Source organism: Salinivibrio sp. VYel1, from assembly GCF_009377945.1.
GTDB lineage: Bacteria > Pseudomonadota > Gammaproteobacteria > Enterobacterales > Vibrionaceae > Salinivibrio > Salinivibrio siamensis.
In genome coordinates, this window is record NZ_RSAM01000004.1 from 17,411 (window position 1) to 42,093 (window position 24,683).

Consider the following 24,683-nt stretch of genomic DNA (forward strand, 5'->3'; position numbering starts at 1 on the left):
ACTGCGAAGCGTGACTCGCTTTCTAATTTCGCCTTCAATAGGCGCAAATAGCCGACGGGCACGGTACAATAGCGATAGTTGAATAGTCTAAGGACAAGTAATCATGGTAGTAGACTCAGACGGGTATCAAGCACTGATCGAACATTTTGCGTTTAATCTCTCTGTGTTTGAAAAACCGGGTGAAGCCATTGGCGATGATACCATTGCCGATATTGTGCACGATCTGGTCGCCTCTAATATTATGACCATTTGCGAGCAAAATCCTGGGCTTTCGTCTGCATTGCGCTTCACCATATTACGAGAGGCTGACCGTGTGGTTGAAGATATGGAAGAAGTGCTGGCGGGTCGGTGGGAGCAACCAGTGACCGCAGAGCAGGTAGGCTTTCTCGAAGAGTACGTTGCCTTGGTAAAAAACCTTTTTGATGGTGCCATGGTCGAGCTGCGCTAGTGACAAGCCCTGGCGGTTACCGTTTAATGCCTGTCTTCCTCTGCTTTTGTGATCTTGGCCGCGCGATACTGACAGCAAACCTCAGTTCGGTATACTAGGCGGTCCATTTACAACCTCAGATTTTACCATGTGCCAATCCGCCCCGCGTCACGCTATTCATGCGCTTTATTCCGCCCGTTTGGCTCGTGCAACGCGTCCCTATCTCGCACGTGGCGCCGGTGTAGACCGCTGCCCATCATGCATGTTAGTTCGTCATTTCTGTGTGTGTGAGTACCGAGCAGCGTGCCAGACCCATGCCGCGTTCATGTTACTCATGTACGATGATGAGGTGCTAAAACCCAGTAATACAGGGCGTTTGATTGCTGACTGCGTCGCGGATACCTACGCGTTTATCTGGTCACGTACGCAACCTGATCCTGATATGTTGGCGTTGTTATCCCGCTCAGCGTTTCAACCCTATGTTGTCTTTCCTGCTCAGTACACAACCCCGACGCGTATGACGGCGCCAGCACGTATCCATGACAGCGCGAAGCGGCCGTTATTTATCATCATTGACGGCACTTGGCGGGAGGCGAAAAAAATCTTTCGTAAAAGCCCTTGGCTTGATCACTTTCCGGTTTTAAGTATTGAACCTCAGGCATTATCTCGGTATCGCGTGCGCGATGCTCACGGTGAAAACCAACTGGCGACAGCAGAAGTGGCTGCGGAAGTGCTTGCTGTCAATCAAGAGCACAAGGCGGCAGATTACTTAAACCAATGGTTCGATGTCTTTCGTGAGCGATACCTCGCAGGCAAACGACAAAAACACCTTGCGGAAGACAATGCGTTGACGCGCTTTCTTGATGACCGACCCCTTGTGAGTGATGCCAACACCTGAGTGAAAAGTCTGGTTGGAAAACAACGAAACTTGGGGCTAATCACGGACTTTTGCCTTGGTTTGCTGAATAATCTGGTTAAATAACGACAATTTAAGGTGACTTAGCCATGTATTACGGCTTTGATGTGGGCGGCACAAAAATTGAATTTGGCGCCTTCGATAAACAACTCAATCGTGTTGCGACCGAGCGTCACCCAACACCAACGCAAGATTACCCCGCATTAATCGACACATTGGTGCGGTTGGTGGAAAAGTATGATGCGGAGTTAGGGCAAAAAGGAACCATTGGTATTGGTATTCCAGGCTCTCAAGCAGAAGATGGAACGGTGCTGACGGTCAATGTTCCCGCGGCAAATGGACAGTCTTTGCGAGATGATTTACAAGCACGTGTGGGGCGAGAAGTGCGGATTAGCAATGACGCCAATTGTTTTGCGTTGTCGGAAGCATGGGATGCGCAAGCGCAATCGGCGAAAACCGTTTTAGGGTTAATTTTGGGCACCGGCTTCGGTGGTGGTTTGGTGATCAATGGCAAGGTCATTAATGGTAAAAACCAAATGGCGGGCGAAGTCGGGCACATGCGTATGCCGATTGATGCCTGGTTACGGTTGGGTGATAACCCGCCGATGTTTGATTGTGGCTGTGGCAATAAAGGCTGCCTGGACAATTATTTATCTGGGCGTGGGTTTGAACAGCTTTATGCTCACTTCTATCAGCCGTTGTCAGCGATCGAAATCATCGAAAAGTATCGCCAAGGTGAACCGGATGCGGTGGCATTTGTTGACTGCTTTTTTGATGTATTAGCCATGGCACTGGGAGGCGTATTAACCGCGTTTGATCCAGACATGGTCGTGCTTGGTGGCGGTCTCTCTAACTTTGATGAGCTGTATCAAGCGATGCCTGAGCGCTTACCGGCACATCTGCTGTCTGCGGCTAACGCCCCTGATATTGTCAAAGCGCAGCACGGTGATGCGGGAGGGGTGCGTGGCGCTGCCTTCTTACATTTAACCTGATGGCAATAACAAAGCCGACGAACGTCGGCTTTGTGTGAGCGATTTTATTCTGGTTTTTTGTTCTGACAATGGCGGATGGCGTTGTCGAGTAATTCCAGTGCCGTTTTGTCCGTTGGCGGTAACGCCGCATCAGACTCGGTGATCGGTGTTGTACGCTCGCCCCAACGGATTAATCCTGCGCCCCATGTCAGGCCAGCGCCAAATGCCGCGGTGAGCAGCTGGCTATGTGGCTTAACGGCCCCTTGCTCAACCGCTTCGCACAAGGCGATAGGGATGGTGGCTGCTGAGGTATTGCCATAGCGCTGGATATTAATAAACGCCTTGTCTAACTCGATGCCAGCGTGCTCACATAAGGTTTCGATAATCCGTTTGTTGGCTTGATGCGGCACGACCAGATCAATACCGTCGGCATTGAGCTGATTCCGTGTTAATACCTGATTTGCCGCTGATCCCATGCCTTTGACCGCACGCTTAAAAATATCACGGCCGATAAAATCAAACGCAAAATAGCCATTATCCGGGTCGAAGCGATCCATTGCCGTCCCGAAAGCGGGGATCGCTAACACGTCACGGCCTGCTGGGTCGCAACCAAGTTGTGCATCAAGTAACCCCACTTCCTGCTCGCTTTTGCTTACCACGACGGCGCCGGCACCATCACCAAATAGCACGGCGGTATCGCGTTTGCTCCAATCCAAATACCAGGTTAAATGCTCTGCGCCGATAATGAGCGCATGCTGATAATGGCCAGCTTGGAGCATCTTGGTTGCGGTCTCTAACCCGTATAAAAAACCGGTACAAGCGGCATTCATATCAAATGCCGCGGCACGAAGTGCCCCCAAGTTGCCTTGCACTTTGGAGGCAATATTAGGGATCAGGGTATCTGGTGAGCAGGTCGCTACAATCAACAGATCGAGCTGGCTTGCCTCAATGCCTGCTGCCGCTAACGCGCGTTGGGCGGCAACGGTGGCGAGCTCTGAGGTTTCTACATGACTCACTCGGCGCGCTTCAATACCTGTGCGTGAGCGAATCCATTCATCATTGGTCTCTAAAATTGTGCTGAGATCGTCATTGCTCAACACCGCGGGCGGAAGGCACTTCCCCCAGCCTGTAATTTCTGCAAATGCCATAGTAATTTACGGGTTGTTTAGCGTTGCGCTAGTGTAAACCTGAAACTCGGATGAAACAATTTTGATGGTTGATAAGGCGTGAAAAACACTACCTGGCGCAAACACCAGGTAGTGGGAGAGTGATTACCAGAACAGGCGAGTGAAAATCGCCAAGACAGCAATACAAACAATGTTGAGATATAAGCCGACACGCATCATATCACGTTGTTCTATATGGCCTGAACCAAACACAATGGCGTTTGGTGGCGTGGCGACCGGCAGCATAAAGGCACATGACGCGGCAATAGCGATCAGCGCAGAGAGTGCAACGGGTGACACACCCAATGCTTCGGCGATGGTAGCAAAAACCGGTACTAGGAGTGCAGCGCTGGCGGTATTACTCGCAAACTCAGTCAAGAAAATGACGAATGCCACCACGCCTAGCATAGTGAAAAACAGCCCAGATCCTGTCAGTGCATTGCTCAGGTGGTTGGCGAGAAACAAACTCGTGCCGGTTGCTTTGAGGACATTGCTCAAACAAATTCCCCCACCGAAGAGTAGCAGCACGCCCCAGTCAGCGGTTTTTTCGACTTCTTTCCATTTCACCACTCGCGTTGCCCCCAGCAAGACAATCGCGGATAACGCCACAATAGAGTCAAACTTGCTAAGGCCACCAAGCATGGCATTCAATGGTTTACTGAATATCCAGGCACTGACGGTCAGTGCGAAAATCACAAGCGTGATCACGCGAGGTTTGCTCCAGGTGAAGTCACGCTGATCCGCTTTAAAACTATGGTTAAGGTTCGGCTTGGTGAGCACATACAAGACGGCAACGGCGATGGGGAGCAATATCAGAGTGACAGGCAGGCCTAATTTCATCCAATCTGCAAAGCTAAGCCCAGCTTCAGCCGCCGCAATCGCATTTGGGGGACTACCGACAATGGTCGCTATGCCGCCGATGCTCGCGCAATAGGCAATACCCAACAGCACAAACACATAGGTGCCATGATCTTTTTGATTATTCACCTTGTGTAAAATGCCTAACACCAGTGGCAGCATCATAGCGGTTGTCGCGGTGTTACTGATCCACATGGATAGAGCGGCCGTGACCCCAAATAACATCATGACGGCCACCGACATTTTGCCTTGGGCAATGGTGAGCACTTTATTGGCGATGGCTTGATCGAGGCCTTGTGCTTGCAGCGCGGCTGCCAAGGCAAAACCACCGAGAAAGAGAAAAATGATGGGATTGGCGAAATTTGACATCGCTGCCGGTGTTTCAAACACACCAAGCGCGACGGCCATAATGGGAACCAGGATCGCGGTGATGCTGACATGAATCGCTTCAGTAAGCCATAACACGGCAATGAATATCAGTAAGCTTAGGCCGGTTGTGACATCTGTTTCAAACGGCAGGGTGTTATACAAGATGAAAAACAGGGCAATGTCAGCAAACAAGATCCACGCTTTTCTATCCAGCCCCGACGCACGGGAGGAAAGGGTTTGCACATCCATAGGGCGTCCTTTTTTAAACGTTATTGAGTATTTTTATAATGTTTTGCTTTGAGTTTTTAGGTGCTTGATAGGGGTAGGGTTACTGCCATTTGGGCGACAGTGGGCCTCCAAGCGACGGCTAATATACGCCTAAATAGTCCGCGTGTTAATCGATTGCAGGCAGGTTTTTAAACAAATGATTAAAGTAATGTGAAAATTGTGATTGGGTCGGCACTGGTCAATATTGGGGTTAGTCGTTCGACGTTGAGACGCCACTGATTGGCTCTTTTGGGCCGGTAAACTTGGGTTTGACGTTGAGAATAAAGCTATCAAGTACCGCTTTGGTTCTTGCTAATACTTCACGTGCGCGAATTTTGACACCTGCCCAGCCTTGCGGACTCGGTACGGCGTAACAAATAGCATCAATATTGTTTACATCGGCGAGAAATAACGCACGCTCGCAATGAAATTGTTGGCTGATCACCGTGTAGCGCGCCAAACTGAAAACGGTTTTCGCACGGACAACAGAGTCCAGCGTTCGAAAGCCCGCATAGTCTAGGTGAATTGTCTCTTCCGGGATCCCTGCTTGACGTAAATCTCGCTTCATCGTCCAGGGCTCATTATACGAGCGGTGCGCGTTGTCGCCACTGAGCAAAAGGTGCTGAATCTTACCTGCATGGTATAACGACTCCGCCGCTTCAATCCGGTAGGTGTAATAGGGATTGGGGGTTTTACCAATGTACTTGCTGGTTCCCAGAACCAAGCCGACTTGCCGAGCGGGTAGCGTCTCAGCGTGTTGATAAACCCGGCCTTTAGCGTTAACTGTGATCGCGATATCACTGGCAGCCATCACGATAGCGGTGACCACAGTAAAACCAATCAATGTGAAAATCGCCCGACGAAAAAGGCGCTGGAGAGCCATGGTGCGTTTTATTACCTTTGCGCGAATTAAGCCGCACTCGGGGTCACGTGTGCGGGCAAGTAGGTGGAATAATAGCAAAAAAAGCGCCTGGGTAGACGCTTTTTTCTGTTAGGCTCGCGTTAAAAAGAGGTCCGTTTGTAAGCACGATACTGTGGTGACCAGAAGCTCTCTTCAATACGCTTTTTAAGGGCCTCGTCAGACAGTTCTGAGGCAACCCCCTCAGCAATAGCCTCTTTCGCAACCGCAAACGCGATGCGTTTTGATACCTGCGTGATATCTTCCAACGACGGTAGCAGGGCGCCTGTGCCACGCTTGGCTAATGGCGAGCACTCAGCTAAAGCGCGCGATGAGGCCATCAGCATGCCATCTGTCACCCGGGATGCAGCAACCGCTAACACGCCCAGCCCAATACCTGGGAAAATATAGCTGTTATTACACTGTGCAATAGGAAAGGTCTTGCCATTGTCTAAACGAACAGGCTCGAACGGACTCCCTGTTGCAACCAGCGCTTGGCCGTCAGTCCAGCGCAAAATATCAAAGGGCGTTGCCTCCACACGGCTGGTAGGGTTAGAGAGAGGGAAAACGATAGGACGTGGGCAATTGGCATGCATTTCTTTCACCACATCCTCGGTAAATAATCCAGGTGCGCCAGAGACGCCGACCAATACGGTCGGTTTCGCATTCCGCACGACATCGAGCAACGAAATGTTACTGTCTTCTAACTGCCAGTGGTTGAGCGCCTCGCTCTTTTGCACCAGCCGTTGCTGAAAGTCGAGTAAGTTAGGCATGGCATCGATTAATAGCCCCCAACGGTCGACCATGTAGACACGTGCGCGCGCCTCTTGATCGGAGATACCTTCAGATACCATTTGCGCGATGATCGCTTCGGCAATACCACAACCGGCTGATCCAGCGCCTAAAAATGTGATGCGTTGCTCGGAGAGCTTAGTACCTGCGGCTTTACACGCTGCAATCAAAGAGCCAACAGTCACCGCGGCAGTACCTTGAATATCGTCATTAAAGCAGCAGACTCTATCCTTATATCGCTCCAGGATCGGCATAGCATTTTTTTGTGCAAAGTCTTCAAATTGAATCAAGGCATCTGGCCAGCGGCGTTGAACCGCTTGGATAAACTCTTCAATAAAGGCATCGTATTCTTGTCCGCTGATGCGGGTGTGACGCCAGCCCATATACATGGGATCAGAAAGGCGTTGTGGGTTATTGGTACCGACATCCAACACAATAGGGAGTGTGTAGGCTGGACTGATCCCGCCACAAGCTGTGTAAAGCGATAGCTTACCAATCGGGATGCCCATGCCGCCAATCCCCTGATCGCCGAGTCCGAGAATACGCTCCCCATCGGTGACAACAATCACTTTGACGTTATGACGAGAGGCGTTATTAAGTACATCATCAATGCGATCGCGGTTAGGATAAGAAATGAAAAGCCCGCGGCCTCGGCGATAGATATTGGAGAAGTTCTCACAGGCTGCGCCTACCGTCGGAGTATAGATGATGGGCATCATTTCGGTAATATGGTTGGAAACTAACCGGTAAAAAAGCGTTTCGTTGGTATCTTGGATGTTGCGTAGATAAATATGCTTGTCGATATCGTTCTCGAAGCGCTGATACTGTTGGTAGGCACGCTCAGTTTGTTCTTCAATCGTTTCGATGGCGTCAGGCAATAAGCCCTCGAGGTTAAAAAACTTACGCTCTTCGACGCTGAATGCGCTTCCTTTATTCAACAATGGCGTTTCTAGCAAGGCTGGTCCCGCATAGGGAATATAGAGAGGACGTTTTTGGTTATTCATGAATGATCAGACTCGATGTTGTCTTTTAATTAGGTCGATGATGAGTATTGGGCGTTATCTGGTGCCTTCGTGGCAAAAATGATCCCTTGCGAAACGCTTTAAAGGCGTCAGTCTGCGATAGCCCATAATTACGCTGTAATTGGGGACAAAGTTTAGGCATGAATGGTGACCTAATTCAACTTTTTTACTTGATTGTGCGGGATCGGCAGAGGTATCTGAGAGAGCGTTTAAATTTGTTATCGGCGCTGAACGGCTCATTTTTGTCTGATTATTCAAACGTTTGTACATAGAAAAAACGGAAGTTAGATCACAACCTCCGGCAAAACTGCGCACGGGACATGGAAGCTGACTACACTAGAGGTGGTGAGCGAATAGTGACAAGGCCACGCCTTATCCTATTCAGCTTCCCCAATTTGGTATGAGCTAATAATAATAATGTTGGCTGAGCACATTTAATGGAAGGTTAAAAGAGGTAGTCCAATGAAGTCACTCATTGCCGCCAGCTTGCTGGTTTTCTCAACCACCACAGTCGCTGCAAACTTAGGCGATCTTGATTATATCACTGAGGTGTATCCGCCGTTTAACTATGAAGAGCGCGGTGAGTTAAAGGGAATTGCGGTTGATTTTCTCGAAGCTGCAACAGAAGCAGCAGGTGATCCGGTAAGCCGAGATCAAGTGAAGATTCAGCCATGGGCACGTGGCTATGCCACGGCACTGTCTGAGCCCAATACCGTATTGTTTTCAACCACACGGACGGATGAACGGGAAGATAAGTTTAAATGGGTAGGGCCGATTACAGACACAAAAATTGTTGTCTGGGCCCCTAAAAGCAAAGGGATCACTATCGACAATGCGAGTGACTTTGCCAACTATAAAGTCGGCGTTGTACGCGATGACGTCGGTGAGCACTTGTTACGCTCAATGGGTGTCGATGAAGGCGCGCTACGCCTCTCGCCAAAAGCGGATTTACTCGCCAAACAATTGGCGGCGGGCCGTGTTGATATGTGGGCGTACGAGGAAAACGTCAGTGCCTTCATTATGAGCCAAAACAATATTGACACTAGCCAGTTTGAAGTGGTTCATGTCTTGGATGAGTCTCAGCTCTACTATAGCTTTAGTAACAACACGCCAGATAGCTATGTTGAAAAGCTACAAGCGGGCATTGATCAAGCGACCGCCGATGGCACGCTTGAGGAAATCAAAAGCAAGTACAAGTAGTATGACGCGAGTGTTGTCACGAAAAAGCGCTTAGCGACTGACACGCGCTGCCGAATAAAACGGGCCTAAGTCTAACAGGCCCGTTTTTTTATGCTATTGATAACAAGTGCTCGGGGCTAGTCGCGAAAGTTTTCAAATTGGAAAGGCTGCTCAAAGTCACTTTCCTTGATTAATTGAATCACTGCCTGCAAATCATCCCGTTTCTTTCCGGTGACACGCACTTGCTCGCCCTGAATCTGGGTTTGCACTTTCATCTTGGCATCTTTAATCGCTTTGGTGATCTTCTTCGCGACAGGCGTTTCAATACCGTTTTTAAATTTCACCTGCTGATAAAAGGTTTTGCCAGAGTGAACCATGTCTTGGATATCCATTGCGCGTGCATCAACACCACGCTTGGCGAGGTTACTGCGCAACATGTCCATCATTTGGTTAACCTGAAAATCCGCTTCAGCCGTTACTTTCACGGTTTCTTTATCGAGTTCGAAGCTGGCCTCAACACCACGAAAATCAAAGCGAGTTGCAAGCTCTCGGTTGGCGTTGTCCACTGCGTTTTTTAGCTCAACGTTGTCAATTTCAGAGACAATATCAAATGAAGGCATAGTCTTTTCCTAATTGGGGCGTGAGCCAGTCACGCCGATAAATCGTCAGTCATTATGGGGTGTTGCGCGCCGCGACGGCATCAGCCAGTTGCTCGAGCAAGCGCTCGGTATCGGCCCATCCCAGACAGGGGTCAGTGATCGACTGGCCATAAACGCGTGATTGCTCGTCACCCATGGTTTGACTGCCTTCTTGTAAGAAGCTCTCAGCCATGATACCGGCAATCGCTTGCTCGCCATGGCGGATCTGATCAGCAACATTCGCGCATACATCAAGCTGGCGGCGATGCTGCTTTTGGCAATTACCGTGGCTGAAGTCTACCACAAGCTTACCAGGCAGTTTGAAATCGCTTAGCGTTTGCGCGGCGGCTTTCACATCGTCGGCGTAATAGTTCGGCTGATAACCGCCGCGTAAAATGACATGCCCATCTGGGTTGCCTGCGGTTCGATAAATGGTCATGCTGCCATTTTTGTCGGGTGAGCAGAAAAGGTGGGACTCTCTACTCGCGCGAATGGCATCGACGGCAATACGGATATTGCCGTCTGTGCCATTTTTAAAGCCAACAGGGCTGGAGAGTGCAGAGGCCATTTCACGATGAATTTGTGATTCTGTCGTGCGGGCGCCAATCGCTCCCCAGCTGATCAAGTCAGCGATATACTGACCCGTGATCATGTCGAGAAACTCGGTAGCGGTCGGCAGTCCCATTTTGTTGATATCGAGTAGGAGCTCACGCGCCGTAAACAGGCCTGCACGAATATCACCGCTTCCGTCAAGGTGCGGGTCATTGATAAGGCCTTTCCAACCGACAACCGTACGTGGCTTTTCAAAATACGTGCGCATCACCACCAATAATTGGTCGCTGTACTTATCGGCGAGCGGTTTAAGCTTGGCTGCGTAATCACGGGCCGCGTCGGGATCATGAACAGAGCAGGGACCAACAATCGCTAGCAGCCTCGTATCGTCGCCATTGAGAATACGACTGATCGCCTGTCGTGCGGCGGTAATATGGTGAGCAACATTGTCGTTGATGGGGTGGGCAGCTTCCACCTCTGCAGGCGTAGGCATGGTATCAACCACACGTGTTCGAAGCTCATCGGTTTTCAGTGGCATAGAGGACAGCCTTCCTCACATCTTATTCTGTTGCGAAGCCAGTAAGATAGCAAAAAACGCCGCCTATGAAAGCATCAATGTGACATCTGTTGGATTTTTCTTGTCAGAGCGGTGATCACCGAGGCGTATTTTAGTGAAGTGATGATGAGCGCCTCAGTGGCACATGACTCAGGCGCACGTTTAGGTTACGAGGAGCAGCTAAGGGTCATATCTTTCTCTTCATCGGCTGGACGCCGAGCGAGGGAGTCAAGCGCGGAATGTGACGCAAACGGAGAAGCCAGTACTGTCATCAAATTGTGAGTTGGCTGCATGTCACCTTGTTCTGCCGCCTCTATCGCCTGCTGGGCCAAATAATTACGTAAAATAAACTTAGGATTGGTTGCCTGCATGCCAGCGAGGCGAGTGTTGTCGTCATGATCTGCCACCCGTTGGTGGTATTCGCTTAACCAAGCCGTTAAGGCATCGGCATCTGATACGAGGTCGTTAAACTGGCTGAGTGTCTTTGCACTTAATAGCGCCTCTTGCTTGATGTCACTGAGCCTGCGAAAGAAAAGGGTGTAGTCGACTTGTTGAGATTCGAGCAATGAAAAAAGCGCGTTGAACAAATCACTGTCCCCTTGCTGTGCATCGGACAACCCTAGTTTGTCGCGCATGGCTTTGCTGTAAGCTACCTGGAGATGGTGTTCATAACCGCCTAGAATGTCGTTAATCACGTCACTTTCAAGCAGTGGGGTAAAGGCGTAGCCAAGCGCAGAGAGGTTCCATAGCGCGATAGCAGGCTGCTGATTAAAGGCATATCGCCCCGTGTAATCAGTGTGGTTACAAATATTGCTCGGGTTGAAATCATCCAAAAAAGCATAGGGGCCATAATCGAAGGTCTGGCCTAAAATCGACATATTGTCGGTATTCATGACACCATGGTTAAAACCAACCGCTTGCCACTTGGCAATCATTTCTGCTGTGCGCTCGACAATTTCTTGTAGCAATGCGGCATAAGGTTTCTCGGCCTCGGCAAGCTCAGGAAAATGGCGTGCAATGACATAGTCGGCCAGCGTACCCAGTGCATCGTGCTGTTGGCTGTAAAACAAGTACTCAAAATGGCCGAAACGCACGTGGCTTTCCGAGACCCGAAGTAAGGTTGCGGCCGTCTCGATGCGCTCGCGCATCACCGGGGTATCGCTGGTGGCCATGGCTAATGCCTGCGTGGTAGGGATGTTGAGTCCCTTCATGGCTGCGCTCGCGAGATACTCACGGAGGGTGGAGCGTAACACCGCTCGCCCGTCGCCGTGGCGGCTATAGGGGGTTTTTCCCGCCCCTTTTAAATGCCAGTCCCAGAGTGTGCCATTATCATCACGCCACTCTCCCAATAACACCCCACGACCATCACCGAGCTCAGGGTTGTATTGGCCGAATTGGTGCCCTGTGTATTTCATTGCAAAGGGTTTGCGGCCCGCAAGCGGCGTCTCCGCAGACAGAATTGCACGAAAGCGTTCACTGTGAATGTCTGCCGTCGTTAAGCCGAGTTCATCAGCTAGCGCGGCGTTGTATGTTAGAAGCCGGCCGTTGTCCAAAGGCGTAGGGGTCACTGCTTTACCCAATGCGTTTCCTAATTGGCTAAAGCTAAACCGAATATGTTCACCATCAAATACTGCCATGCATCCCCCTTTAGGTTAATCATTTAAGCCTAACAGCCTGGCTGCCGCTAACAAGGGATAGAATGTAGGGGTATTGGTTGACATGGGTTGGTGTTTTTTTCCTCACCCGAACCGTATTTCTTCCACATCTAAAGGACAAATTGCGTATACTCACGGGCATTATTTTCTACAGCGCTGAGACAATGATTAAACTAGGGCAATACAACAAACTATCAGTGGTGAAACAGGCAGACTTTGGCGTGTTCCTTGATGGCGATGACTTTGGCAATATTTTGCTGCCGACCCGTTACGTCCCTGAGAATACCCGTGTTGGTGATACGCTCAATGTGTTCATCTACTTTGACTCCGAAGATGAGATTATTGCCACGACTGAAACGCCCTATGCGCAAGTGGGTGAGTTTGCATCATTGCGCTGTGTTGGCGTCAATACGGTCGGGGCGTTTGTCGACTGGGGGTTAAGCAAAGATTTGTTGGTGCCCTTTAGCGAGCAACGTACGCGCATGGAGGAGGGAAAACCCTATGTGGTGCGGGTTTATACCGACAAGGCATCCGGGCGTATTGTTGCGAGCCGCAAGTTCAATAAGTTTATCAGTGAGGAGCCGCCTCAGGTAAAAGTCGGCGATAAGGTCTCGGTGATCATTACTGACATCACCGACCTTGGCTTTAAGTGCGTGGTGAATAACCAGCATTGGGGGCTTATCTATCGCGCTGAAGCGTTCGGTAAGCTGTTTATCGGCAAAAAACTCAGTGCCTATGTAAAAACCGTTCGTGAGGATGGCAAAGTTGATCTGGCATTACAAAAACATGGTAAAGCGCGGGTTGACGATCTCAGTGACAAAGTGATTAAGATGCTAGAGAGCAAAGGGGGCTTTTTACCACTTAATGATAAAAGCTCACCTGACGCTATTTTTTCTCTCTTTCGTACCAGCAAGGCGACCTTTAAGAAAACACTGGGTGGGCTTTATAAGCAACGTAAAATTCGTATTGAACAGGACGGCATTTACCTGAACAAGTGACGGTGTCACAAATTCCCGATAAAAAAAGACCCGGAACGTCCTGTTCCGGGTTCAGGGAAAAGGCTCAAGGAGCCATATGCCAATATTTAGGTTGTGATTACTAAAGTGTAGTCTATCAATAAAGACATGCCAGTTTGTGACACAATTTTGTTAAAGGGTAAGTATTATCAGGGACCTAGCGAGCGCATCGAGGTCCCTGATTTTTTAGCGAGCGTATCGAGAGTCGCTTAGTACAAGCAGCTTAGGGTGTTGGAATAGCCGTTCGCCATTCCTGCCATACTTTTTTACTCTCACTGTGCAGCAAGAAGTGACGATGATCATTGGCCACTGGCTGCAAAGGTTGATCGTCCGGGGTTGAGAAAGCAATACCGCCTTTCAGCAAACTATCAATCGTGCCGCTTTTGAGATCTGCACCCGTTAGCCCAATGGAGACATCGACCCCGGACTCGTTCCAAAAGACCGTGTTTTCACGAACTAGGTGTGCATATTGAGGCGCGATTTGTAGTTCGAAAATGACTCGGTCAGACAGCTCGCCTAATCTAACGCTAGAGACAATACCCACTTCGATATCGCGATGTAATACCGGTGTGCCAGGGGCGATAGAGTGGCGAGCGTCGCTCTCCAGGATGAGTGTCAGCCCTTTTGGGTACTTGGGCGAGTCATGGAGGGTGAACTGTTGGGTGAAGTCACCCTCGCCGGGGACCACCGAGATATAGGTGCCAAATAGTGAGTCCAAGTTCTCTGTTTTGGTCAGGCTGAGGACGGGTTGAGTGAGCCAGAAATAGCTGCCGGTGCGCGCAAGCGCATTTTTGTATTCAGGGTAGAGACGAGCCTGAATGGTCACGTTTTCGTGGTCGAAGTCGGGGCTTAGGGTGATCACTTCGCCAACATCGACTCCTTGATAACGGATCGCGCTGCCCACTTTTACCCCGTTAGCCTGGTCAACCGTTAGCCTAATATCTACACCGTACTGAGCGGCTTCTTGCTTTGAGGGGTAAAGCTTCCAATCTCCGTTTCGTTTATTACTAATACCAGGCATGGTGCCGAAGGCGATACCGCCGTTAACCAGTGAACGCAACGAGCCTGTATTAATTTCGACGCCGCTGAGGTTGGCTTTGATATCCAGCCCAGATTGATTCCAAAATACGGTTTGTGGATTAATCAGATGCTTATAGCGATTACTCACCGCAATGGCGATGGAGACAGTGTTGCCGTTAAGCTGATATCCTTCCACTTGGCCGACCACAAAATTGCGGTACATCACGGGACTGCCTTCACTCACACCAGGCATACGACTCGCCACTAAGGTAAAGCGTGTTTCACCGCGTGCATCTTGCTTGGCGTGCTTCGCTTGAATAGGGGAGGTGTACAGTGGATACGTCTCCTTGATGCCTTTCGCCCCTTCGCTGGTAAAGCTTAAAGCCGGGTCGGCGATTTGTTCCATCGCTGGCACGACCACATTGAGACCGTCACCACTGAGCTCGCCCGTGATCCCACCGAGAATAAAAAACTGCGATTGTTGTTTCACCAAGTGGCGGTATTCTGGATAAATCAATAGCTTTAAAGTGACGGTGTCACTTTCATTGAGCGCGACACGGTCGATAAAGCCCACTTGAATGCCGCGATGCAATACTTTGGTGTGGGGGGTTAAGCCGTATGCATCGTCTGCGGTTAAGGTTACTGTGAGGGCACCGGTCAGTTGCTTTTGCTGTTGGTGCCAGGTTCGGGCGGTAAACACATTGTCAGGCATCGCGGGATCAGCATCTGCCGAGCCAGGTTGGATCGTCAAGTAGTTGCCGAGGACTAAATTACCCAGGTTCTTTAGTCCATCAAAACCAATTTGGGGCTGCTCTATCTGAAAGTAGGTGTCTTGGTTGAGCAGCCAGGTCATGCTGGGGTCAATGTGTGCGGTCGCGACTGGGCGTTGTTGCTGTGCCGCGACGTCTATGTGGGTAATTTCACCGACTTCTAATCCTTGATAGGTGATCTTCGTCCCCGCGCCGGGCAGCCCATGTTGTTCAGGGAGCGCTATTTGTATCGATTGACCGCGTGCGGCCTGCGAAAGGCTTTGGTAGAGCTGAAAAGGGCGATTGTCCTCAAGTGTTGGGCTTGCTTTCGGGGAGTCGAATGCAATGCCACCGGCAATCAAGCTCGCCACACTCTCGAGCTGCACATCAACACCCGACACATCAACATTGGCTTTTACACCGCTGATCGACCAAAAGCGTGTGTCTTGTTTGAGTAAATGCGAGAATTGCGGCTCAATTAACGCGGAGAGCGTCACCCCTTGCGAATCTTGATCAAGCCGGTAACTGTAAATTTCGCCGACACGAATTTTCCGATAGTAAATCGGCGAACCGACATTCAGTGAGCCTAATGTCGGTGCGTGTAGCTTGACGGTTGTGCCGGCTTTTTCTGCGATATCTGTCGGTGGTTCGTCACGCGCGACGAAGGATAGGCTAGGGTCACCACTGCCAGGCTGTAAGGCAATATAGTTGCCTGAGACCAAGGTTTCGAGGCCGCTGATCCCAGTGATCGAGGCGCGTGGTTTCACAAGCCAAAACTCGGTGCCACTTGTGAGCAGTTGCGTCGCCTCTGGATAGATATTGGCGTCAACATAAATGCCGTCCAAGTCATCCGCGAGTGTAATATTTCGCACCTTACCCACTTCCAACCCTTGGTAACGGATCGTGGTTTGGCCAGCCTCCAAGCCTTGCGCATCGCTGAACACAATTTGAATCCGTTGCCCCGCTTCACTGATGGATTGAAACAGGAGCCAAGCGGCCATCAGCAAGGCCAATACAGGCAGTATCCATAGGGGAGACAAGCCATAGCTGCTTTTAACGATCGGTGAGGGTATGTCTTGTTTGTCGCTCATGATGATCCCATATCAAACGCGTATCAAGAAATTCAGTGGCAAGCATGGTTAATACCACGACCAAGCCGAATGCAATGGCACCCGGTCCAGGCATAAAGTCCATAATGCGACCACGATCGACTAAGGCGACCATAAACGCAATCACAAATAAGTCCATCATCGACCACTTTCCAATCCATTTCACGCCTCGGTATAGCCACATATGCTGACGTGGTGTGATGGCGGTGGTGCACCGTAAGCTTATTAATATCAAACCTAGCCCTAGTATCTTTGCTACGGGCACGACGATGCTGGCAGTAAAAATGATCGCAGCGATGCCTGGCATCCCATTATTAATCAGACTCGCGACGCCCGAAAAAATGGTGTCTTCAAGTCGAATGCCGTTGGAGAACAAAATGGAGATTGGGAACAGGTTGGCCGGAAACAGAAAAATGGTAGCGGTAATTAAGCAGGCCCAGGTTTTTTGCTCGCTTCGAACCATTCGGCGGTGAAGCGGTAAATGACATCGACGACAGTGAGCGCTTTTCTGGTGCCCTTGTGTTAAGCCGCAGTGGCTGCACCGGATAAGAGGGGACGGCTCGGATTGTGGTGCTGGGCGAGTAAAGGCATCCCAGTATCTTTGCGTGTTTACCCGCACCAGTAAAACCGATAGTAGTATTTGTATCGTCGCATAGCAGGCAAGCCCCACGGAAAAGTGCAAGGTGGCGTAGTCTTGAATTTTAAAACAGGCGATGGCTAAGCTGACCATTAAAACATCCGCCATCACCCAGTGTCGGCTGTGCGCAATCACGCGTACCGCTGGGCGAAACCAGCGGATGGATTGTTGGCGTCGAGACAGGTGCATCACCAATAACGCACAGGTGAACAAAAGCGGCGCAAATGAAGCACAGAATACGACGAGGCTAGCGACAAACGGGAATGAAGACCAGAGAATCTTGGCGCCGGTAAGCACGGATGTGGTGATGGTTTTTCCCAACAAATCGATGGAAAGGAGCGGCAGAAGGTGAGCGGGAAGAAACAGCACCAAAATCGTGAGTGCCAAGGCTATCTCTCCATTAAAAGACAGCCGTCGTCCGTGCGCGAGCTTGGTCGCGCAACGTGGGCAGATAGCAAGGTGATCGGAGTCAGTTTGGCACGGTTGTAACACCAGATCGCACCCCGAGCACCTCGTTACAGGTGGGGACGCCGCAAACGGTTTGTCTGGTGACTGTGTCATGGTCTACTTTCCCGCCGCCTGTTGTATTTGCCCATACAAGGTTTGATATACCCCGGGCGCATTGACTAACTCTGTGTGCGTGCCTTGTTGGGTCACTTGTCCTTCATCCAACACATAAATCACATCGGCTTCTTTAACCGCAGAGAGGCGGTGAGCCACGATAAGGGTCGTCCGTCCCGCCAAAAATGTTTGCATTGCTTGATGTAGCGCGCGCTCAGTGGCCGTGTCTAGGGCGGACGTGGCTTCATCCAAAATAACCAGTTTAGGGTCACTCAGGAGCATTCGTGCAATCGCCACACGTTGTCGCTGACCGCCAGATAAACGGATCCCTTGTCGTCCAAGCGGTGTATCTAGCCCGTCGGTGAGTTGTGTCACCACATCCCCCAATTGGGCGTGCTCGATAGCTTGCCAAAGCGCGGTGTCGGCAAGGTGACGGCCTAAGCATAAGTTATTTCTCAACGTATCATTAAACAGCACTGGCTGTTGCAATACCACGGCAATTTGATGACGGAGAGCATCCATGTCGACATGGTTAATCGAGTGGCCGTTAAAGCGTATATCACCTTGTTCTACCGGATACAGTCCTAACAGCAACTGAATAAGGGTTGATTTTCCGCCGCCACTGGCACCAACCAATGCCACACGCTGGCCGGCAGGGATACGCATGCTTAAACCATTGAGTACCGACTTATCCTCATCGTAGGAGAAACATAGATTATCAATCTCGACCGTTAAGCCCGAGGCCTGTGTGTGGGCGGCGATACGACTTGGGTCAATGCCCGCGGGTCGACGCGGCTCTTCGGCCAGTTGTAAAACCTCATTAATACGCGTCATCGCGGCTTTAGCACTATACCAAGCAAATTGAATCCCGAGCAGCTCTTGGACTGGGCCTAGCATAAACCACAGATAACCAAACACCGCGAACATCAGACCAATCGACAAATCACTGAAAAAGACCATTCCCATTGCTACAGCGCGAAAGAGCTCGAAACCGATCAAGAACATTAAAAATGATAAGCGTCCCGCGGCTTCTGACTGCCAGGCATACTTGTCAGCACTGTCTTTAATCTCACTGGCACTGTGGTCAAGCTGACGCAAATACTCACGTTCTCGATTGGCAGCACGAAGTTGATACAAACCGTCTAACGTATCCACGAGACGTTGCTGGAAGCGCTCAAAAGATTGATTCTCTTGTGTTTTAAGGTGCTTAACTCGTTGGCCAAGGGTGCGGCTTAACGCCACGACAATAGGGTTAATCAGTAAGATGAACAAGCCGAGTCGCCAATCAATCCCAAGTAAGACGACCGCGGTGCCGGTGACCGTCAACAGACCAATAATAAACTTGCTTAGTGTGGTACCAATAAACTTATCGATGGTTTCGACATCGGTGACAAGGTGAGAGGTGAGGCCGCCACTCCCACGTAATTCGTACTCACGCATACTGATCCGCCCAAGTTTGGCGATCAAGTGTTGGCGGATTTTGTAGGTGATTGCCTTACCAACCAGGGTAAATTGGCGGCTTTGTAGAATGTTAAGTCCTTGGCTGACGATGCGCATGATAACAACAATGATCAGCACAGCGGCAATGTAAACGCTCGCCTGTTGCCAGCTTATAGGCAGGAGGGTGTTGAGTACCGCAAGTCCCCAGTCTGGCTTATCCAATAGCACCTCATCGACCAATAACGGCATGAGCAACGGGATAGGCACACTGACCAAGGTGGCGGCAATGGCTACCACGTTAGCCCAAATGAGCCGGGTGCGATGGGGTCGAGCTTGGTCAAGAAGCCAGCGCCAGGTGATCATAAATAGGGATACTCAATTGAAAAGTCTTTGGATTATTTCTATTGTAATGGTCTTGTTGTTTGAGATGCAGTGATTTATGGAAAACAAAGCTGATTTTTACCGCTTGTTAACCCAACAAGCGGTTGCGTTGTGCGAAGGGGAACCCAACCTTATTGCAAAACTGGCCAATATAAGTGCGTTACTCAATAGCCAGCTTGAAGATATTAACTGGGTGGGTTTCTATCTCGACGAGGGAGAAGAGTTAGTCCTTGGCCCGTTTCAAGGTCAACCAGCCTGTGTACGCATCCCCTATGATAAAGGGGTATGTGGGGCCGCCTATCGTCAAGATACCGTAATGCGAGTAGAAGATGTGCACGCCTTTGAAGGACATATTGCGTGTGATGCGGCGAGTAACTCGGAAATTGTGGTGCCTGTTCGGGTCAATAATCAATTGCAGGCAGTACTGGATATTGATAGTCCAAGTATCGGTCGCTTTGACCAAGAAGATGAACATGGACTCGCTACCTTGGTCAAAGAAATGCAAAAACACTTGTGATTTCGCCAATCTTGGTAGTTTTTTCATATCAGGTATCTATAATACGCACCACTTTCATACTTAAATACACGTAGATACGCTGCTGTGGTTTCTCGCAGCAGGCCAGGAAAAAACATGGAAAATACTGAAAAGCTCGCGAACAGCAAAGAAGTCATTGCCTACATTGCTGAACGTTTCCCTAAATGTTTTACTGTTGAAGGCGAAGCCAAGCCATTAAAAATTGGTATTTTTCAAGATCTTGCGACACGTCTTGAAGGCGATCCCAAGGTAAGCAAGACCCAATTGCGCGCCGCGCTTCGTCAGTACACGTCTTCCTGGCGTTATCTGCACAGCGTGAAACCAGGGGCGTCACGTGTTGACCTTGATGGCAATGCGTGTGGCGAGCTTGAGCAAGAGCATATCGACCATGCTGCGCAGACCTTGTCAGAAAGCAAAGCGCGTGCGGCAGAGCGTCGTAAGCAGCAACAAGCGAAAAAGTCAGAAGGCCAGGCGAAAAGTGCGGATAAGACTGCACCAAAAGGCAAGAAGGCGGCCGCGCAATCAGCGAAAGGCCGTACGAGTAAACCAAAGCCCGCTAAAATGACTAAGAAAGAGAGTGAGCCACGTCGCGAACTCAACGCCAACGATGTTGTCGTAGGTAAAGACGTGAATGTGAACATGGGCAACGGTAATCTGCCAGCGACCATTGTTGAAATTAATAAGGATGAGGTGCGTGTTCGCCTGACTAACGGGTTAACCATGTTAGTAAAAGCGGAGCACCTCAGCGCCTAAAGGAGACTCCTCGACGCATGTTTTGTCGACGCCGCGTTTCGGCTATCGCTGCCAGCTTGATGCTGGCAGCCTCTGCCCAGGCCGTAGAAGCCAATTTTCAACTCAGTGAACTACCTTCACTGTCCGCTGAACCCCAACACGAAACCGCTTCCAAGCGTGTAACTTCTCGTTTCACTCGATCCCACTATAAGCAGTTCGCGCTCGACGATGCCTTCTCGGCGGCGATTTTTGATCGTTACTTGGAAACACTGGATTATAATCGTGTGTTTTTAACCCAAGATGATGTCGAACGTCTATCTCGTTGGAAAACGCGTTTAGATGATCAGCTCAAAGAAGGTGAGACACAAGCGGCCTATGCGATTTACAACCGTGTGCTGAAAAAACGCTTTGAGCGTTATCAGTACGCGCTGCACGTGTTGGATAAACCCTTTGATTTCTCTGCTGACGAAAGCATGGTGCTGGATCGTACTGAGCTGCCATGGGCGGCTAACGAGGCTGAACTGGATGCTATCTGGGACAAGCGGGTAAAAAATGATGCCTTGAACCTGCGCTTAACGGGGAAAGAGGATGAAGAAATCCGAGAGACTTTGGGCAAGCGTTATAACAGCGCGTTAAAGCGTTTAACGCAAAGCCATAGCGAAGATGTGTTCCAGGTCTACATGAACGCCTTCGCGCGTGAAGTTGACCCACATACTAGCTACCTATCACCACGCAATGCTGAGCAATTCCAGTCGGAAATGAATTTATCCCTCGAAGGGATAGGGGCGGTATTGCAGATAAAAAATGAATACACAGTGATTCGTTCTCTCGTTGCGGGTGGCCCTGCATCCAAGTCCAAACAGTTGTCACCCGGTGATCGAATTATTGGTGTGGGCCAAGAAGACGAAGCGATTGTCGATGTGATTGGCTGGCGACTTGACGATGTGGTCGAGCTGATTAAAGGCCCGAAAGGCAGTGAAGTTAAACTGAAAATCTTGCCCGAAGGGGCAAATGCCAAAAGTTACAATGTCACGCTAACCCGTGACAAGATTCGTTTGGAAGATCGCGCAGTAAAATCTGAAGTGATTGAGCGCGGTGACGAAAAAGTTGGCGTACTGACGGTCCCCGGATTCTATGTTGGGCTGGCCGATGACACCAAAAAAGAGATCGCGAGTCTGAAAGAAAAGGGCATTAGCGGTATCGTCGTGGACTTGCGAAATAACGGAGGGGGGGCACTGAGTGAAGCAACCGCGCTCAGTGGGTTGTTTATTGACCAAGGCCCCATTGTACAAGTCAGAGACAGCTATGGGCGAGTGAAAGTCAACAGTGATACGGACGGTAAACGTTTCTATGATGGCCCGATGACGGTGTTGATTAATCGCTACAGTGCCTCCGCTTCGGAGATTTTCGCGGCCGCCATGCAAGATTATGAGCGTGCGGTGGTGATTGGCGAACAATCTTTTGGTAAAGGGACCGTACAGCAGCACCGCTCTTTGAATCATATCTACGATTTATTTGATAAGCCGTTAGGTTATGTGCAGTACACGATCCAAAAGTTTTATCGGATTAGCGGTGGCAGTACCCAAAATAAGGGTGTGGTGCCAGATATTGTCTTCCCTTCTCCCGTTTCACCGGATGAAACAGGTGAGAGTGTGGAAGAAAATGCCTTGCCATGGGATCGAATTGAGAAAGCGGATTATCAGCCTAGATCCTTGCCTGATTCGGTGCTTAATACGATAAGTGAAAAGCACAAAGCGCGGATCAAAGATGATCGAGAGTTTGATTTCATCCGCCAAGACATTGCGCGCTATCAAGAAGAGAAAGATAAAAACACAATCTCCTTGAATGAAGACGCACGGCGCAAGGAAATGGAGCGAGAAGATCAAGAACGCTTGGCGCGATTAAATGTACGTCAGAAGGCGTTGGGTGAACCGCCCTTCAAAACGCTCGATGATGTGCCTAAAGACTATGAAGAGCCAGATGCATACTTAGATGAAGCCGCGAGCATCACAAAAGATTTGGCTAACCTTCTTTCAGCCAACCGTTAAATGTCAGGTCGGCATACGGTCTTTTAGCACGTTAGCGCACCCCCAAGCCTAGGCAATTCGCCTAGGCTTTTTTTATGACGTTATGGTGACGACTAGGCGGATTCAACCTACATGAAACGAGATCTTGCTCAAAAAACTGCATAAAACTGATAAGTCAGTCTAACCTTATCGTTAAGGCATCACTGCCAATGAGGGGGAAGGTATGCGTTGCTTATTGGGTGTTTTTCTGGCCTTAGTGATGGCCTTGCCAGTGCGCGGTGACGATTTAGCACGATTTGATGTCCCGTTACTGCTTGGTCAATGGTATTGGTTTAGTGCTGAGGAAGAGTCAGAGGCGAGCCATCCGTATAAAGCGATTAATCTTTCGTTTAACTCTCACTATGAGTTCCGTATTGATATGCTACGTCGTGATGGGCAGCTCGAGACGGCTGCAGGCAGTTATGCGGTGAATCATCAAGCATTGCGGTTGTACGATGGGCAGGGGGCGGATCAAGTGCATGCCTACCAGTTAAATCATAATCAATTGCAGCTTCAGGGAGCCGTGTTTACTAAACTGCTACCTGACGATCTCTCCGGGGTGTGGCGTTCAAACAGCATAGAAGGGGAAGATGTGAGTGAAGAGGTGGATGGTGTCTCGCTGAAGCTTCGCCCAGACTTTCTTTTTGCGATGCAAGTTCGCGGCAACAACGGCCGTTCAATTACTCACCGAGGCGTTTACTTGGTGGAAGGTGACAACCTGATGCTTATTTATGAAGAAGGACGCCATTCATCCCAGTACCAACTTGTCTCAGATACCTTGCGCTTGACCAATGAGGTGTTTGGTATGGAGGCGGTGTTACAACGGCAACGGTGAGCAATGACAGAGCGTGTTATCATAAAAACTCATCAATAAAACATTGATGAAAAGGGCCGGTGATAAATAAACTGGCCCTTTTCTATTGGGGAAGCGTTTAGTCTGACAACTTGAACGCGGCTTTTAGTGCAGAGAGGTGCGCTTCATCTTTACAAATCGCTTTGTTAGGCTCATCAGAAATTTTGGCAACAGGTTTCCCTTGGCAGCTGGTTAATTTGATCACCACATTGAGGGTTTTCACATTAGGGAGATCACAGGTTAGCTGCGTGCCAATACCGAATGAGGTCGTAGCTTTGTCGGCAAAGTATTGATAGATGTGCACGGCTTTCGCCAGCGTGAGGCTATCGGAAAAGACAAGTGTCTTATCTTTGGGGTCAATACCATGATACCGATAATGCGCGATCGCCTTCTCACCCCATGCAATCGGGTCACCACTGTCATGACGCAATCCGCTAAAGGCGTGACAGAGCGAACGATCAAAGTCCTGTAAAAAGGCATCCATGTTGATACAGTCGGTTAACGCTATCCCTAGGCTATCGGGATACTCTTGCAACCACATTTGTAACGCAAGCTGCTGGGAGTCAGCGAGCTGACCTGCAAGCTGCTGATGGGCTTGAAACCACTCATGCGCTTGGGTGCCGACAGGCACAAGCCCTAACTGTTTGGCTAGCCATACGTTAGAGGTGCCTTTTAAAGGCGGATAGACCGCGTGCAGACGTGTCACTATCGCCTGATGGACCTCACGAGAAAAACGCCGCCGCGTGCCAAAGTCAACGAGCTGGAACCCATCGGCAAACCCCTCTTTAGGGAGGTGGGCTAACTTATCGTCCAGACGTGCAATCGCGTCATCGATACTTAGTTGAGCATAACAAGCGCGGTTTCTCAGCTCACAAATAATTGCCAGTAGCGGCACTTCCCATAGAATCACCTCTTGCCAAGGGCCGGCGATATGAATTGCCAATTGACCGTCTTCGACACCGACAGTGACTTGGTCAGGATCGAATTGAAAACCTGACAAAAAGGCGAGAAAGTCTGCTTGATACAGACCTAGTGAGTCCAGATAGCTGAGCTCGTCTTCACGAAACCGTAATGTCGCGAGATGGTGGACATGATCCACCACCTGTTCACATAAGTAGGAGAGGTCTTCATCACTGCGGCAGTAAAAGTCAGCGGTAACATGGACATCAGGATAATGATGAAATACGGCCTGCTGCATGTTGATTTTATAAGCATCAGTATCCAAGAGTGATGTAATGATCGGATTGTGCATGCGTGGTGAACGCCTTACGGGTTACAAAACGAAATGAGCGTCATAGTACCGCAATTTTTAGAAAAT

20 protein-coding genes are annotated in these 24,683 nt (G+C 49.9%); 9 read left to right on the forward strand and 11 right to left on the reverse strand.

The genetic code is table 11. The features are described from left to right. Positions 1-103: 103 nt before the first annotated feature. The 3 genes from EHW58_RS05090 (at position 104) to nagK (ending at position 2,335) form a co-directional block, all read left to right on the forward strand. The gene (locus EHW58_RS05090) at positions 104-448 is read left to right on the forward strand and encodes a DUF3802 family protein (protein ID WP_046073196.1); all 345 of its coding nucleotides are present in this window, start codon (positions 104-106) and stop codon (positions 446-448) included. Positions 449-575: 127 nt separating this feature from the next. Then, on the forward strand, positions 576-1,325 hold the full coding sequence (locus tag EHW58_RS05095; protein ID WP_152795127.1) for a tRNA-uridine aminocarboxypropyltransferase: 750 nt from the start codon (positions 576-578) through the stop codon (positions 1,323-1,325). Between the two features lie 107 nt (positions 1,326-1,432). Then, positions 1,433-2,335 (forward strand): N-acetylglucosamine kinase, encoded by a 903-nt coding sequence (gene nagK, locus EHW58_RS05100; protein ID WP_152795129.1) that lies wholly within the window; start codon positions 1,433-1,435, stop codon positions 2,333-2,335. 44 nt (positions 2,336-2,379) lie between these two features. On the opposite strand, the gene EHW58_RS05105 is transcribed toward nagK, so the two are convergent. The 4 genes from EHW58_RS05105 to EHW58_RS05120 all read right to left on the reverse strand — a co-directional run bounded on the left by EHW58_RS05105 (position 2,380) and on the right by EHW58_RS05120 (position 7,668). Then, complete coding sequence (locus tag EHW58_RS05105; protein WP_370517832.1) at positions 2,380-3,468, reverse strand: ketoacyl-ACP synthase III; 1,089 nt, start codon at positions 3,466-3,468, stop codon at positions 2,380-2,382. Positions 3,469-3,585: 117 nt separating this feature from the next. Then, a complete protein-coding gene (locus tag EHW58_RS05110) occupies positions 3,586-4,956 on the reverse strand; it encodes a DASS family sodium-coupled anion symporter (protein WP_077577794.1) in 1,371 nt (456 codons plus the stop codon). 229 nt (positions 4,957-5,185) lie between these two features. Continuing rightward, positions 5,186-5,857: an ElyC/SanA/YdcF family protein gene (locus EHW58_RS05115; RefSeq protein WP_152795133.1), complete on the reverse strand. Its 672-nt coding sequence runs from the start codon at positions 5,855-5,857 to the stop codon at positions 5,186-5,188. A 119-nt stretch (positions 5,858-5,976) separates the two neighbouring features. Continuing rightward, the gene (locus tag EHW58_RS05120; RefSeq protein ID WP_077577796.1) at positions 5,977-7,668 is read right to left on the reverse strand and encodes an NAD-dependent malic enzyme; all 1,692 of its coding nucleotides are present in this window, start codon (positions 7,666-7,668) and stop codon (positions 5,977-5,979) included. A 480-nt stretch (positions 7,669-8,148) separates the two neighbouring features. Here EHW58_RS05120 and EHW58_RS05125 point away from each other — a divergent pair, with 480 nt between their 5' ends. Continuing rightward, complete coding sequence (locus EHW58_RS05125) at positions 8,149-8,886, forward strand: ABC transporter substrate-binding protein (RefSeq protein WP_077577797.1); 738 nt, start codon at positions 8,149-8,151, stop codon at positions 8,884-8,886. A 116-nt stretch (positions 8,887-9,002) separates the two neighbouring features. Here EHW58_RS05125 and EHW58_RS05130 read toward each other — a convergent pair whose 3' ends face one another. The 3 genes from EHW58_RS05130 to EHW58_RS05140 form a co-directional block, all read right to left on the reverse strand. Next, complete coding sequence (locus EHW58_RS05130) at positions 9,003-9,485, reverse strand: YajQ family cyclic di-GMP-binding protein (RefSeq protein WP_046073201.1); 483 nt, start codon at positions 9,483-9,485, stop codon at positions 9,003-9,005. A gap of 52 nt (positions 9,486-9,537) precedes the next feature. Continuing rightward, on the reverse strand, positions 9,538-10,593 hold the full coding sequence (locus EHW58_RS05135; RefSeq protein WP_152795135.1) for a 3-deoxy-7-phosphoheptulonate synthase: 1,056 nt from the start codon (positions 10,591-10,593) through the stop codon (positions 9,538-9,540). Positions 10,594-10,778: 185 nt separating this feature from the next. After that, positions 10,779-12,248, reverse strand: coding sequence for a YdiU family protein (locus tag EHW58_RS05140; RefSeq protein WP_152795137.1), 1,470 nt, complete (start codon positions 12,246-12,248; stop codon positions 10,779-10,781). A 182-nt stretch (positions 12,249-12,430) separates the two neighbouring features. Here EHW58_RS05140 and EHW58_RS05145 point away from each other — a divergent pair, with 182 nt between their 5' ends. Continuing rightward, on the forward strand, positions 12,431-13,264 hold the full coding sequence (locus EHW58_RS05145) for a S1 RNA-binding domain-containing protein (RefSeq protein WP_046073204.1): 834 nt from the start codon (positions 12,431-12,433) through the stop codon (positions 13,262-13,264). Positions 13,265-13,505: 241 nt separating this feature from the next. On the opposite strand, the gene EHW58_RS05150 is transcribed toward EHW58_RS05145, so the two are convergent. From EHW58_RS05150 to EHW58_RS05160, 3 genes are read right to left on the reverse strand one after another with little or no spacing between them, the layout of a single operon-like run. Further along, on the reverse strand, positions 13,506-16,142 hold the full coding sequence (locus EHW58_RS05150) for a PqiB family protein (protein ID WP_152795139.1): 2,637 nt from the start codon (positions 16,140-16,142) through the stop codon (positions 13,506-13,508). Further along, entirely contained in the window at positions 16,105-17,358 is a 1,254-nt protein-coding gene (locus EHW58_RS05155) for a paraquat-inducible protein A (RefSeq protein ID WP_152795141.1), read from the reverse strand. Before EHW58_RS05155 ends, EHW58_RS05150 begins: the two co-directional genes overlap by 38 nt. A gap of 3 nt (positions 17,359-17,361) precedes the next feature. Further along, positions 17,362-19,161 (reverse strand): ABC transporter ATP-binding protein, encoded by a 1,800-nt coding sequence (locus EHW58_RS05160; protein WP_152795143.1) that lies wholly within the window; start codon positions 19,159-19,161, stop codon positions 17,362-17,364. Positions 19,162-19,237: 76 nt separating this feature from the next. Here EHW58_RS05160 and EHW58_RS05165 point away from each other — a divergent pair, with 76 nt between their 5' ends. The 4 genes from EHW58_RS05165 to EHW58_RS05180 all read left to right on the forward strand — a co-directional run bounded on the left by EHW58_RS05165 (position 19,238) and on the right by EHW58_RS05180 (position 23,347). Then, positions 19,238-19,696: a GAF domain-containing protein gene (locus EHW58_RS05165; protein WP_046073208.1), complete on the forward strand. Its 459-nt coding sequence runs from the start codon at positions 19,238-19,240 to the stop codon at positions 19,694-19,696. 114 nt (positions 19,697-19,810) lie between these two features. Next, entirely contained in the window at positions 19,811-20,467 is a 657-nt protein-coding gene (gene proQ, locus EHW58_RS05170; RefSeq protein WP_152795145.1) for an RNA chaperone ProQ, read from the forward strand. A gap of 17 nt (positions 20,468-20,484) precedes the next feature. Then, on the forward strand, positions 20,485-22,494 hold the full coding sequence (gene prc / locus EHW58_RS05175; RefSeq protein WP_152795147.1) for a carboxy terminal-processing peptidase: 2,010 nt from the start codon (positions 20,485-20,487) through the stop codon (positions 22,492-22,494). A gap of 202 nt (positions 22,495-22,696) precedes the next feature. After that, a complete protein-coding gene (locus EHW58_RS05180) occupies positions 22,697-23,347 on the forward strand; it encodes a hypothetical protein (RefSeq protein WP_152795149.1) in 651 nt (216 codons plus the stop codon). A gap of 97 nt (positions 23,348-23,444) precedes the next feature. On the opposite strand, the gene pncB is transcribed toward EHW58_RS05180, so the two are convergent. Then, positions 23,445-24,617 carry a nicotinate phosphoribosyltransferase gene (pncB, locus tag EHW58_RS05185; RefSeq protein WP_152795151.1) on the reverse strand — a complete coding sequence of 391 codons (1,173 nt, stop codon included), beginning with the start codon at positions 24,615-24,617 and terminating at the stop codon, positions 23,445-23,447. Positions 24,618-24,683 lie beyond the last annotated feature (66 nt).